The sequence below is a fragment of the Shewanella sp. VK101 genome (assembly GCF_056497865.1).
Map to the genome: position 1 here is coordinate 4759517 of NZ_CM151402.1, position 13649 is coordinate 4773165.

The window sequence follows — 13649 nt, forward strand, 5'->3', positions numbered from 1 at the left end:
ATGCTCAGTGCCATTATCCGTTTCTCCCTGACTCAAAGGCTGTTTACCCTGATAACAGCGCTGCTGCTCTGTGGTGCCGGCGCCTATTCCTGGCTGGGGCTGCCGCTGGACGCCTTCCCGGATATCTCGCCAACCCAGGTGAAAATCATCCTTAAGGCTCCCGGCATGACAGCCGAAGAGATAGAGGCCCAGGTGACAGTACCGGTTGAGACTGAGCTACTGGGGATCCCCAAGCAGGCGATACTGCGTTCCACCAGCAAGTATGCAATTACCGACATCACCCTGGACTTCAACGAAGGCACTGATATTTACTGGGCCAGACAGCAAGTGAGTGAACGCTTGGCGGCGGTATGGGACAAGTTGCCCGCCGATCTGGAAGGCGGCGTCGCCCCCATGAGCACCCCGCTCAGTGAAATCTTTATGTTCTCGCTGGAGAATCCCTCGCTGTCGCTGCCGGAGCGCCGTCAGTTGCTGGAATGGGAAGTCAGGCCACTACTGCGTACCGTGCCCGGAGTCGCCGATGTCAACATTCTCGGCGGTTTTGCCAAGACACTGCAGATCACCCCGGACCCTGTCGCCCTGGCTCAGGCCGGTATCAGCCAGGAAGAGTTGATAGCCCGTATCGAGAGCAACAACAGCAACACGGGCGCCGGACGCATCACGCTAGGGACAGATAACCTGACGGTTCGCACCGAAGGGCGCATCGACTCGCTGGAGGCCCTGCAACAACTGGTGATTGCCACCAATCAGGGCGGCAGCTATCGCCTGCAAGACCTCGCCCGGGTCGAAATAGGCCATCTCAGCCGCTACGGCGCCGTGACCCGTAATGGTGAAGAAACCACAGAGGCCTTGATCGTCGGTCTCAAAGATGCCAATACCGATCAGGTCATCAAACTGGTACGGGAAAAGCTGGCCCAGATAGAAAAGACCCTGCCTCCAGGCAGCCAGTTGAATGTGTTCTACGACAGGGCCAACCTGATAGGCACAGCCATAGGCACCATTTCAGATGCCCTGTTTGAAGCCGTGGTGTTGGTTATTCTGTTACTGGCGCTGTTTCTCGGCAACTTGCGGGCTGCGTTGGTGGTATCACTGTCGCTGCCACTGGCGGCACTGGCCACCTTTATGCTGATGCGCTACTTCAATCTGTCGGCCAACCTGATGAGCCTCGGCGGTCTGGTGATCGCCATCGGTATGTTGGTGGACTCCTCCGTGGTGGTGGTGGAGAACATGGTCAACCAGATTGCCGGCGGCAAACGCCTGCCCAGGCTGCACCTCATCTACCGCGCCACCAAAGATGTGGCCGTGCCTGTGGTGTCCGGCACCCTGATAGTGATCATAGTCTTCTCACCGCTGCTGACCCTCAGCGGCCTCGAAGGCAAACTGTTCACCCCAGTGGCTATCACCATAGTGTTTGCCATGCTGTCGGCACTGGCACTGTCGCTGACGGTGATCCCCGTGCTGGCCTCCTATCTGGTCAATGAAAAAGCGGCCAACGAACCCAAGGCCATTGGCTGGCTCAAGGCGCGCTACCTGCTCACTCTGCAGTGGGTGTTACAGCACGGTAAGGCTTTTTGCGCCACGGCACTGGTGGCACTGGTACTGAGCCTGGGGCTGTTTACTCAGGTGGGTAAAACCTTTATGCCGACCCTGGATGAGGGTGACATTATTCTGCAGTTAGAGAAGTCCCCATCGATTTCGCTGCAGGCCTCGCTGGCACTGGATACTCAGATAGAGCAGCACCTACTGGCCACTGTGCCCGAGATACGCCAACTGGTCGCCCGCACCGGCGCCGATGAACTGGGGCTGGATCCCATGGGGTTGAATGAGACCGATGTCTTCATGGAACTTAAACCCGTGGAGGAGTGGCGCTTTGCCAGCAAAGAGGCGCTTATCGATGCCATACGCACCGAAGTGCTCAAGTTTCCGGGGATCAATTTCAACTTCACCCAACCAATCCAGATGCGGGTCTCCGAGATGCTTACCGGCAGCATAGGCGATGTAGCGATTAAAATTTTCGGTGAAGATCTTGAGACGCTTTCAAGATTGGCCAGTGAGACGGCACACCTGACCAGCGCCACTCGCGGCAGCCAGGATGTCAAAACCGCCATGACCGAAGGCAGCCCCTTTATCAACCTCCGCCTCAAGGAGGGTTTGGCCCGCAGTTACAACATGAGTGCCGATGAGTTTGGCCGATATCTCAAGAGCCAACTGGAAGGTCTTGCCATAACCGAGATAATCCAGGGCAAGAAGCGAACTCCCGTGCTGATCGCCCAGGCAGCAGATGGTATCAACAGCCTGCCGCAACTGGAGCAAAGGCTATTGGTAATGCCGGATGCCAGCCTCAGGCCCCTTGGTGAACTGGCGCAAATAAGCTATCGCGAAGGGCCGATACTGATTGAGCGCGAGCAAGGCAACCGTTTTGCCGTGGTCACCACCAATGTCAGCGGCCGCGATATCGTCGGCTTTGTTGAAGAACTACAGGGCAAGCTGGCCGCTGAGCTGTCTCTGCCCAGCGGTTACAGCCTGAATTTCGGCGGCGAGTTCGAGAACCAGCAACGGGCAACCCGTAATCTGCTGTTGGTGGTTCCCGTGGCGCTGATGCTGATCAACCTGATCTTGTTCACCACCTTCGGCAATATCTCCAAAGCCTTGCTGATCCTGGCCAACGTCCCCTTTGCCATGATGGGCGGTATCTTCAGCCTGTTTATCTCGGGTGAATACCTGTCGGTGCCGGCGTCAGTGGGCTTTATCGCCCTGCTGGGGGTAGCCGTGCTCAACGGCGTGGTGATGGTCAGCTACTATGAACAGTCGCGGCATCTCTTTGCCAGCCTCAGTGAGCGGGTCGAACAGGGGGCCGCCCGCCGACTGCGGCCGATTCTGATGACGGCTACCACCGCCATGTTCGGCCTGATCCCGCTGGCCTTTGCCACCGGACCCGGCGCCGAAATTCAAAGGCCGCTGGCAATCGTGGTCATAGGCGGGCTGATCACCTCCACTATCACCACCCTCTATCTGTTGCCACTGCTGTATCAAACCCTGGAGAAACGCCAATGAAACAACTCTTGGTGCTGATAGTGCAGCACAATCTAAAAGACGATGTGGTCGACACTCTGATGTCGCTGGACTACCTCTCCGGCTTCAGCCTGATCAATATCTGTGGCTTCAGCCGCGAGCACAGCCACTTCAATCTCAAGGAACAGGTGGAAGGTTATCGGGAATTCTACAAGTTTGAGGTGATGCACCCGCAAGAGTCACAGCAGGCGCTGCTGCAAACCCTGGCGGAGGTCTGCCGCCACAACCCCTGCCGCTATTGGATAGTACCGATAGCGACAGACGGCGTGCTGGGTCAGGACTGACGGGGTTTGAGCCAATACTGGCCGGCGATGGCCAACAGGCAATAGCCGAGGAAGAACCAAAAGCCCGACTCCAGGCTGGCGTGGGTGTGAACCAAATCCCCCATGCCGGCCGAGGCGTTGCCGGCCATATAAGTGATGATAAGCGCCACCACAAATACGTCGGCCATGGACCATTTGGCAATGGCCGCGGTAATACTGTCGATGATCTGCCGCACCTTACTGGACAGCGGCGCCTGAGCCAGCAGCATCAGCCCCAGCTTGCAGGCCGGCACTATCACGGAAAACAGCATCACCAGCGCCGCCACCAGGGTATTGCCGTGTTGATGCAGTTCGGTCACTGTGCCCCAGATACTGCGGGTCTTGTTGAACACCTCCATTTCACCCTGAAGATTGTTCAGCCCCAGCATACCGCTAATCATCGCCAGCATTCCCCTGGCACTGTCGCGTCCGGAACCATCACTGACGACTTCGGCGATCATATCCAACCCGGCTTCGGTCAGCTCGGCCTTTTCCACCGTGCCGCTGACACTCAAAATAGGTTGAGTCACCCCGGGGATCAGCAAGGCCAGCGACAATAACAGGGTCATGATAGGTAAAATTCGGCGCATCGGGGTCACTCCACAAACTCAACAAAAAGGCCCACCACTCGGTGGGCCCATCAGTTTACCCAGTTTACCGCCAGATCAATAGAAGGGCTTGGGGTCGACATCCAAAGAGCTGGGCGATACACCTCTGTCTATGTTGAGATCCGACTTTTGCAGATCCACCATGGTCACATCGGTATATCGCTTAAACTTCAATGAATAGAAGCATTTGACTATGGGGTGCAACACATCCCTGTCTTTGGATTCCCAGACTATGCCCACTCGGCCATCGGACAGTTGCACCAATGAACCGACCGGATAGACACCGATACAGCGGATGAATTCGTACACCAGGCTCTCATCCAGATGAAAGGGCGTCAGACTGAGCAGAATCTTAAAGGCGGCTGCCGGGCTCATCGCCTCTTTATAGCAGCGGGTGGCGGTAAGGGCATCATAGATATCCACGATACAGCTCATACGCCCATGCAGCGGCAATGCATCTCCTTTCAGGCCCCTTGGGTAACCACGGCCGTCGAGTTTTTCATGGTGCATCAGACACACATCCTTGCTCACTTGAGACAAGCCCTTGGCCTGTTCCATGATCTCGATGGCGTAGGCCTGATGCAGCTTCATGTGCTCAAACTCTTCCGGTGTCAGCTTGCCTGGCTTGTGCAGTATCTTGTTATCCACCTTGATCTTGCCGATATCGTGGAGAATACCGCCGATGGCCAGCTGTCTGAGCATCTCACGATCTAGCTTGAGATATTTACCGAAGGTGATCAGCAGGAAGGCAACATTGACCGAATGTTCCAGCAGGTAGGCATCTTTGGATCTCAACGCAGAAACGCACTTCATCGCATCCGAGTCGAGCATCACCGACTCGATCATATTGTCTGCCAGTGCCGCAAACGGCTCGACTTCTATTGCCTTGCCTTCGAAGGTTTCACTGAGGACTTTGCGCACCAAGCCCTTGGCTTCTGTCAGTAGCTGTTTGGCCTGACCTATTGCCAATTGATGGTTCACCGAGGTTTTACGGGGATGGTGATTGAAGGCGGGGCGTTGTTTTTTCAGGCCACAGTTGTCGCTGGAACGCTCCACATCGACCCAGACAAAGCGAATGCCGCTGTTGCTGAGTTTAGTGATTGCCTGGCGGCTCCTGATCTGGCCGGCATTGGCGACGGCCAATTGGCCGTTGTTCTCAATGGCCGAGACATACATGCCTATCCCCAATTGAGTGACGGGCAACTTCAAAAGGGCTGCTGTCGGTACCACATCGGTCATTCTTTCACTCCGGCAAATGCTTTTGGCCTCAATCCGAAAAACGTTTGCCAGGGGTTAACGACTCTCCGACAAATGTCACTCGGCTCTGCCTTATTTTAGAAGCCAAAGCCGGAAATGCCTATGCATCCTATGGGGTAAAATTTGTCTTTATGATGCCAATCTCATTCAGATATTGGGCCAAGACATTGAAACCCTTCACTCAACCAGCGGCGATACTGGCAGTTGTAACAGGAGCGAGTGACATCATCTATCTGTTCATCTTCGTCATCTTCGGCAAAACAAACACACTGGCCGGCCACCTCTCGGGCGGCCTGCAGATTGCTGCTGCCACCGAGAAACAAGCGTTTGCCCTGCTTTAGTTCAAACCATTGCTGCATTCAGAACTCCTTCAGCTGCTGTTTGCCGGCATTGTGCCACTCGGCGCCACGTTTGCTGACCAGGAGGGCAAACTTATGCTCGGCCCACACGGCTTTGACCTTGCCGCCGAGCCAGACAGTGTCGGTTTCCTGCAACCACTCACCATCTGTGGTCAATACGCCATCCAGCTCAGAGCGATTTAGTATGTCGGCAACGCTGAAGGGCGCCGCTTCATCTGTCTGGCCAAATTTCAGTTGGCCTTTCACACGGCCATCATTCCCTGTGAGCCTGAGCCCTAGGCCCGCCAGCGCGCCGATAACACCCTGCCCCGTGCCACCGTGCTCGCTGAGACTGATACCCAAGTGTTCGGCCAAGCCGTAGGCTTGCTCCTTGGTCTTGACCTCTTGCTTGGCCTCACGGCCAAAAGCCATCAGTGCGTCCTGGCCGCTGAAATCGGCCAGAGACAAGAGCGCCAACCCAGGGTCGGCGGCGCTGGCTGATTCCCTGAGAAGATGAGCTATAGCCACCTCACGTATCGCCTCCAAGGTAAGCTCGCCACGATAACCAAAGCACATGGCACTATTGTGGGAAGTGTAAGGAATGTCCGGATGCACATAGAGCTGATGCCGGGTCACCAGGGAGGTTTGCCCGCCTTGCTGGGTCAACAATTCAGCAATCTCGGAAGCGATCTCGCCGGTGCCTTTGGTGCCAATATCATCGGTATCGTCTATACAAATCAGCCAATCTTTCATCAATAAACCTTAATCAATCTGTCTGGGTATCTTTGTGGAGGAGATCGTGAGCCTTGAGGCGTCTCAAAACGGGGGGCACCAACAGGGCCCCGACTATGGCAAAGGCTCCACCTTGTAAACACTTGAGACCAAAGCGCACCAAGGCCACCTGTTCACTCATGCCCACCAGCAAATCCTCTACCAGCCCTTTAGCGGCCCAGGCGATACAGCCCACCAATGCCAGGGCGATGAAACGCCAGCGCAAATTGAAAGCATTGGCCAGCAGCAGAAGCGCCAGGTCCATCGACACAGCCGGAACCACGAATTTGAGCAGAATAAGCGGGCCGCCTTTGCCCACGCCCAAGGTCATGGCAACCACTCCGGCCAAGGCGCCGCAAGCTGTCATGGCGCCCATGCGTCCGACAATGCCGTAACAGGTGAGATAGAAAAAGCTCATCAGCAACATAGAATGTCCCGACAAGCCGAGTTTCAGCCTGAGCATACTCTTGACTGCCACCAATAAGGTGGCACAAAAGCCGATAAAGAGCGCATCCTGCAATTGAAATCCTTTGATTTTATTTGTTGCCATGTTCGCTCCGGTGGTCCTGCCAATGGGTCGGCTTGGAAGTGTGGCCAAAGTGGCGACTCTTGGCGGCAAGCGCCATCTGTTTGGCCAATTTAAGCAGTTGGATCAAGAGGGGAAATAACACACAGTAGGCCAGTTCAGGCCAGTTGCGGGGGTTGAGCAGTTGCTTGGGCGCAATTCGCGCTCCCCGCAGCCGCTGCAGTTGGTAGATCTCGGCGATCTCCTGGGTCATAAAGGGCAGCAGACCTATAGAAGCGGCCACCACAAAGGCCCATTTTGCCGGCATGACCAGGCATAATACCTCACCAATCCGCTCCGGGCGCACGGTAACCGATAGCCACCATCCCGGCAGCAGCGCCAGGGTGATGCGGGCCACCGCCAAGGTACCTTGTCCCAGCTGCTCGCCACCATGCATCAGTGCATACAGCCCCAAAGTAAAGCCAAGTTGCAGCAGAACAAAGCGGATTACCCCGCCTATGGCACCGCGCTGCAGCATGCCATGAACCACCAAGATCAGATTAATGGCCGCCAGCCAGGGAAGCTGCGCCTGAGGCAGGAGAAAGGCTGCCGATGACAGAGTCACTACCAAGAACAAGGCGGTGGCACTGCCCCACAAACCTAAATCCAGCCCCTTGGGAGAAGCACGGCCGTGGCGCCGTCCTTTAGCCCACACAGGCAACTTCCTCTGGGGCAAACTCGATTTCCAGTTGGCCTTGTTGCAACTGCCACAGCTGACTACAAGGTAAGCCCGGCAGGGGTCTGTGGCTGGCAATCACTATGCTGCCGCCCTGTTCCCGCAGATAGTTGAGTATCTGCCAAAGCTGCCCCAGATGCTTGCCATCCAATCCCGCTAAGGGGTCATCCAACAGCATCAAGCTGGGGGTTAAACAAGCGATAGAGGCCAGGGCAATCAAGTGCTGCTGCCCATAGGAAAGCGTGTGGGGCGAGCTTTGGGCAAGATGCAGCAAGTCGAGCTGCTCAAGCAGGCTTTCAGCCCGGGACAGCGGCAGGTCGAAGCGGCGCAGGCTGAACTGCATCTCCTCTATGACTGTGGCTTCAAACAACTGACGGTTGGGGCGCTGCATCAACAGGCCCAGCATGGGGCCATAGGCACCAGGCTTGGGCTTACGGCCAAAGACCCGCAGTGGCATTGACGCCACCGCGGGTTGAATACCGGCTATCGCCTTCAGCAGGCTGCTCTTGCCCGAGCCGTTGTTACCCACCAGAGTAACCAGCTCACCGGCGCCCAAAGACAGGCCCTGCTGACACACAAACAGGGGCGAATGCCCCTGATAACGAAATTCAAATGAAGTGGCACTGACCAGTTCCCGACTTCGGTCCGGCTCCAGGTGTTTCAAATGGCTGGCGGATTCGACCCGGTAACTGCCGGGCAACAGGCGCCCTTGGTCCAGGTACCAGAAGTGTTCAACAACTGAGGCAAAAGCCTGGGGATTATGCTCCACCAGTACCACAGCCATACCTTCCGCCAGCAGGTTACGGATTACTGCCAGCAGTTCATCGACACCGGCGTCATCCAATTGCGCCCAAGGTTCATCCAACAGCAGTACCGCCGGCTCACTCACCAATTGGGCAGCGATCATCAGGCGATATTTCTGTCCGAGAGACAGCTTGCTGACCTGAGTTTCCAGCGAGACAAACAACCCCACCCGCCGCAATGCATGCTGCACTCTGGAGATCATCTGGCCGCTGGGCACACCGAGGTTTTCCAAGGCAAAGGCCACTTCGGCCCCGACGGTCTGGCGCAGTATCTGCACCTGGGGATCTTGCATCACCAGGCCCACCAACAACCCCTGACGGCGGAAAATGCCGCCTTCACAGGGACGCCGTTGCAGCCCGGCAAGCAAAGCCAGCAGACTGGATTTACCCGAACCCGTGGGACCACTGATGCAGTGGCAGGAGCCGGATTCTATTTTTAGATCCAGATCCCTCAATATCAAGGGCTGCAAACAGCCATGATTGAAATTGATCCCTTCGAGTTCGAGTAAGCGCATTATCAGATCTGCCAGTTAATCCCAACAAAGACTTGTCTACCTGCCTGAGGCAGAGAATCGCTCTGATAGTAGTTCTCGTCCAGCAGGTTGGTGGCTCGTAAATAGAGCTCTAGCTTATCTTTAAGCAAAGGCTGTACCAGATTGATGTCTACCAGGGTGTAATCATCCAGTGATTTCTCCTGCCACACCTTCTGACCGCCGATCTTCTCCTGCTCGTAGTAGTTCTGATCCATGATGCGTTCCACATTCAGGTGGATTCGGGTCTCGGTAGGCAGCTTGTAACCCAGTTGGAAGCGCAGCTGGTGCTTGGGACGATAGTCCAGACCATCAAAACCTGTGCTGCTGTCTCTGTCTTCGGCATGCAGATAGCTGTAACTCAGGCTCAGATCCAGATTCTCTATGCTGTTATTGGACAGCACAGTATCCAAACCCTGGAAGCGATAGTTACCCATGTTCTGATACATGCCACTGGCATCTTTGGCAATGTAATCATCGGCATCTGTGTGATAGAGATAGAGTTGCAGCTCGGTATTCATACCCAGGCCTTGCTCCAGTCCCAACTCAACATGCTTGGAGATTTCCGTCTCCAGTTCCTGATTGCCTGAAGACAGGGAGTACAGGTTGCGCATGGATGGGAAACGCACCTTCCGAGCCACACTCAGGCTCAGGCGGGTATCGTCAGCCGCTTGCCAGAAACCTGAGGCCAGCGCCGAGTAATCGTTCTCGTTGCCTTCGGTCTTGTCCATATCGTGGTAAGCGCCGCCCAGAGTAAAGCCCCAATCGCCTTCCGACTGGAACTGATACTCGGCCGCCGCAGTATAAACCCAGGCCGAATCATCGAAAGACTCACCGCTGCCACCACCTGAGCCATTACCGCCACCGGAACCTGTACCACCACCTGAGCCATTACCGCCGCCTGAGCCGTTACCGCCGCCTGAACCAGTACCACCACCTGAGCCGTTACCGCCGCCTGAACCAGTACCACCACCTGAGCCCTTGGCTGCTGCAACCTTGCTGCTGCCGGACTTGGAGGAACCTAAGCTTTCGGCTACCGCTTCCCAGCTCTGCTTTTCAGCAATCACAGAGGTGGTCAGGATACCCGCGGTGTCGAAGTCGGTGATCAGCTGCAGGTTTGCCCCCTGTACTTTGGAGCGGCCGTCCTGAGACTGGGTCAGCTCAGCGTAGCTGTTGTCACCGTACACAGTTTCATAGGTGTCGCTCTGGTTGTGATAACCAAAACCCCGGAAAGTGAAAGTATCATTGAACTTATGTGCCAAACCCAGCTGGAAAGTCTGTGAATCATAGTCATCGACGCGCTCAAATTTCACCCGGCCGCTGCCGCTGCCATCTCTTGGTGGCTTACCCCACTCGCCTGAACGCAGCGCCATATTGGCAATGAGTTGAGTATTGTCACTGAGCCAATAGCTGCCTTGGGCGTACAGATTGGTCAGCTCTTTATCTGCGTTGTTGCGCTGATATTTATCCTGATACTCAGTAACTTGATAGTCAGAAGACATGGGAAAACCATCAGTGTGCTGATAACCGGCACTGATAAGTCCCTGCCAGTTGTCACCCGAGCCGGCGGCACTGATATCACCCTTGAAGGTATCGTCCTTGGACAATTCCAGGTTGCCGGATACTGCCGGGGCGCTGTCGCCACGCTTGGTGATGATGTTGATAACACCACCGGCGCCGCCTGGGCCATAGAGTACTGAAGTTGGGCCAACGGAGACTTCGACTCTGGAAATCTGGCTGGTTGGGATCACGCTGGGATCAAACTGACCATCATCGGCACTGTTGGCCGGTACACCGTTGACCAACAGGGTCACATGGCGGGTTTTGAAACCACGGATATCCACTCTTGGCGTCCCCTCGCCGCCGTAACGTACGTAAACACCGGGAACATTTTTCAGCACTTCATCCAGGCTTTGGGCGCCCAAGGCCTTGATTTCATCTTCGGAAATGCTCCAACTTGTAGTGGCAACTTCAGTGGCGTTGGCACGCTCACCGTGCACCACTATGACGTCCATTGCATTGTTGACCAGTGGATCGCGTTCGATAGAGGCCGCATTGGCCTGCATGGCACAGCCCAACGCCAGTGCGAGGGCAGAGAGTTTTACCGGGATATGGGACATAAGGCTCTTCTGTCATTTCTGATTGGGATTATCCGGGCTATTCTGGCGCCGCCCAAAAAAGCTACAAGCTCAGTGACGGTAAAAACCAATACAGATCGACAAATTAATACAAAGGGAGTAGATAACAGAGTCTGTCGCGGACAGATTGTCCCATCAAGACAATTTGCCGAGCAAAAATGTCCACTCGTGTCACATTAACCTAAGCTGATTAATGGGATCATGCTACACGTCACACAGGCCAGTTCGACGGCTTGACACTCAAGGTGTGGAACTTTAGTTTGTGTTAAAGATACTGTTAGCCGGACGCTTTCTGCTTCCGGATCCCTTTGTTCGGATGTTCGGAGCTCCCCTTGTCTGCACTTACCCTGCCTCAGGCCATTTCGTCACTCAAAGACAAGCTGTGTCAACTGGCCAAGCTGACGCCAGCAGAGCCTATTGTCCAATTGGCCGCCGAGGTACAGGCAATTCCACTGATCTCCTGGCTGGCTTCCCAACCCAGCTATCCCAGAATTTATTGGCAAGGAAGAGACAGACTCGAGGAGGTTGCCGCCATCGGCTGCTGCCTGGATTTCCGCTTCGAAGATGAAGTCACAGACGAGGCCCTGGCCGAAATTTATGAAAAGCAGCGCGCCTACTCCAGTAATCAGGAGATCCGCTACTACGGCGGCGTCGCCTTCGACCGCGAAATCGCCTCCTGGCCCGAGTTTGGCCGCGCCAGATTCCTGTTACCCAGAATAGAGCTGAGACGCAGTTCAGATCATTTCCGCCTCTTGGTTAACCTGAATCTGGGCCAGGCTGACAGGCAAGCGGAAATCGCCCAGGCACAAGCCGCGCTGGATGCCTTGGTCCCGGCCCGCCCCATGACGCCACCGACCAAGACAGAACAGCTGTCACGCAATGACAGGCCCGACTATCCACGCTGGAAGACACTGGTGGAACAGGTGACCGCCCCCAGATTCAACCAGGACACGCCCAAAGTAGTGCTATCGCGCCTGACTCAGCTGCAAGTGAAAGACACGCCGGATCCCTGGCAGGTGTTGGCCAGTTGGCAAGGGCGCAACCCCAACAGTTTTCAATTCGGCTTCGAATTCAGCCCCGAGCGCAGCTTTATCTCCTGTTCGCCCGAGCGTCTCTATCGCCGCCATCAGCAAGAGCTGTATACCGAAGCACTGGCGGGCACCACCATTCGCGGCCTGAGCCCGGAAGAGGATGAACTACTGGCACAGCAGCTATTGGATGACAGCAAAAACAGCCATGAGAATCAGCTGGTCAGGGAGCATATTGTCAAGGCACTGACTCCGCTGAGCCGCTATGTTGGTGCCGATGAGACACCGACCATCTTCAAACTCAACCATATTCAGCATCTGCACAGATCGATTCGCGCCGAGCTACGGCACGGGGTAAAAGATTTTCAACTGCTGCAGGCCTTGCATCCGACACCGGCCGTCGGAGGCCTGCCACGGGAATCGGCCATCAGTTTTCTGCGCCAACGGGAAGGTTATATGCGCGGCTGGTATGCCGGGGCCTGCGGTTATCTGAATAAATATGAGAGTGAATTTGCGGTAGCCATCCGCTGCGCCCTGCTGGAGCCTGGCTGCATCAATCTGTTTGCCGGCGCCGGCATAGTCGCAGGCTCAGACCCGGAAGCCGAATGGCAGGAGCTGGAAAACAAGCTCGCCACCATAATGTCGATTCTGCTGGATTTCTAGGGTGATGGCTGTTCCTGTATCCTCAGTTGCAGCTGCTCCAGGCTCTGCTGTTTAATCTCCGCCAATTCCCCGGAACGCTCCAACTGTTCAAAGCCTTGGTCGAACAAGGCCTTCAGCTCGAGCCCTTTGGGATTATTGGCGAAGGCAAAATAAACATCTGCCCGTAGCACATCCTCAATAAGCACCAATATTCTGGGCTGTTCCAACTGTGGCAACAGCGGCAAGATGTCCGGCTTATAGTCGAGCACGGCATCGATTTTGCCTTCATTCACCTTGCGCAGCATTTCCAGCAGGCTACTGTTTTCCTGATAGTGCATGGGTACCTGGGTCAGGGTAAAAAAGCGATAAGCGATCAGGGCCTGAACCCTGCGATGGGTCAGTGAGTCCATTCCTTGCCAAACACTGGCCAGCTCAGGGGTCACCGCGGCATCTCTCACCTCGGTTTCTACCTTTTTGGCGCTGTAAATCCCCTTGGAGATATCCCCCAGATAGAGCCCCAACACCATGTCCACCTGTTCACGCTCCAGCATGTAGAGGGAACGGGGAAAGGGAACAAACTGGATTTCCAGTTGCCATTCCGACTCGGGAAAGACCCTTCGCAACAGCTCAAAATAATAGCCTTCGCCATTGGTTTCGGTATAACCGCCCCAACTGGCGGTAGCTATCTGGATCTTGGTCGGATCGGCAATGGCCGGCCAGACAAAAGTCAGCAAGGCCAGCAGCAGGCAGCAGATTCGATTCATTTTACTCTCCTGTCTTCCTTTTCAGTGTAGAGTAGCTTGAGATGGACTGGACATTTTTTACGCTTCCCCCTTGTCAGCCGGATTATGGGCACTATAATGTGCGCCCTTTCGGTCGAACCGAAAATGCGGGTTCCCTCACCCCGCCCAGCCAACTA

At 55.5% G+C, this 13649-nt stretch carries 12 protein-coding genes; 3 read left to right on the forward strand and 9 right to left on the reverse strand.

The window, feature by feature from the left end:
- Both ACSHSR_RS21185 and ACSHSR_RS21190 read left to right on the forward strand, forming a co-directional pair.
- The gene (locus ACSHSR_RS21185; RefSeq protein ID WP_144218017.1) at positions 1-3054 is read left to right on the forward strand and encodes an efflux RND transporter permease subunit; all 3054 of its coding nucleotides are present in this window, start codon (positions 1-3) and stop codon (positions 3052-3054) included.
- Positions 3051-3356 (forward strand): DUF3240 family protein, encoded by a 306-nt coding sequence (locus tag ACSHSR_RS21190; RefSeq protein ID WP_025009174.1) that lies wholly within the window; start codon positions 3051-3053, stop codon positions 3354-3356. The genes ACSHSR_RS21185 and ACSHSR_RS21190 overlap by 4 nt, the downstream gene beginning before the upstream one ends.
- Here the strand turns inward: ACSHSR_RS21190 and ACSHSR_RS21195 are convergent.
- The 8 genes from ACSHSR_RS21195 to ACSHSR_RS21230 form a co-directional block, all read right to left on the reverse strand.
- Positions 3347-3964 (reverse strand): paraquat-inducible protein A, encoded by a 618-nt coding sequence (locus ACSHSR_RS21195; RefSeq protein ID WP_144218019.1) that lies wholly within the window; start codon positions 3962-3964, stop codon positions 3347-3349. The two genes, ACSHSR_RS21190 and ACSHSR_RS21195, sit on opposite strands and share 10 nt — an antisense overlap.
- 75 nt (positions 3965-4039) lie before the next feature.
- Positions 4040-5221, reverse strand: coding sequence for a cyclic di-GMP phosphodiesterase (locus ACSHSR_RS21200; RefSeq protein ID WP_044735512.1), 1182 nt, complete (start codon positions 5219-5221; stop codon positions 4040-4042).
- A gap of 161 nt (positions 5222-5382) precedes the next feature.
- On the reverse strand, positions 5383-5598 hold the full coding sequence (locus ACSHSR_RS21205) for a hypothetical protein (RefSeq protein WP_025009171.1): 216 nt from the start codon (positions 5596-5598) through the stop codon (positions 5383-5385).
- Complete coding sequence (locus tag ACSHSR_RS21210) at positions 5599-6330, reverse strand: DNA-binding protein (RefSeq protein ID WP_025009170.1); 732 nt, start codon at positions 6328-6330, stop codon at positions 5599-5601.
- A 13-nt stretch (positions 6331-6343) separates the two neighbouring features.
- On the reverse strand, positions 6344-6898 hold the full coding sequence (locus ACSHSR_RS21215) for a hypothetical protein (protein ID WP_037436264.1): 555 nt from the start codon (positions 6896-6898) through the stop codon (positions 6344-6346).
- The gene (locus tag ACSHSR_RS21220) at positions 6885-7568 is read right to left on the reverse strand and encodes an energy-coupling factor transporter transmembrane component T (protein WP_144168197.1); all 684 of its coding nucleotides are present in this window, start codon (positions 7566-7568) and stop codon (positions 6885-6887) included. Before ACSHSR_RS21220 ends, ACSHSR_RS21215 begins: the two co-directional genes overlap by 14 nt.
- Positions 7558-8907 carry an ATP-binding cassette domain-containing protein gene (locus tag ACSHSR_RS21225; protein WP_144220775.1) on the reverse strand — a complete coding sequence of 450 codons (1350 nt, stop codon included), beginning with the start codon at positions 8905-8907 and terminating at the stop codon, positions 7558-7560. Before ACSHSR_RS21225 ends, ACSHSR_RS21220 begins: the two co-directional genes overlap by 11 nt.
- A 2-nt stretch (positions 8908-8909) precedes the next feature.
- Positions 8910-11042: a TonB-dependent receptor plug domain-containing protein gene (locus ACSHSR_RS21230; protein WP_345860982.1), complete on the reverse strand. Its 2133-nt coding sequence runs from the start codon at positions 11040-11042 to the stop codon at positions 8910-8912.
- Between the two features lie 350 nt (positions 11043-11392).
- Here ACSHSR_RS21230 and ACSHSR_RS21235 point away from each other — a divergent pair, with 350 nt between their 5' ends.
- Positions 11393-12751, forward strand: coding sequence for an isochorismate synthase (locus tag ACSHSR_RS21235; RefSeq protein WP_025009164.1), 1359 nt, complete (start codon positions 11393-11395; stop codon positions 12749-12751).
- Here the strand turns inward: ACSHSR_RS21235 and ACSHSR_RS21240 are convergent.
- Positions 12748-13494 (reverse strand): substrate-binding periplasmic protein, encoded by a 747-nt coding sequence (locus ACSHSR_RS21240; protein WP_479631125.1) that lies wholly within the window; start codon positions 13492-13494, stop codon positions 12748-12750. The two genes, ACSHSR_RS21235 and ACSHSR_RS21240, sit on opposite strands and share 4 nt — an antisense overlap.
- Positions 13495-13649: the final 155 nt, after the last annotated feature.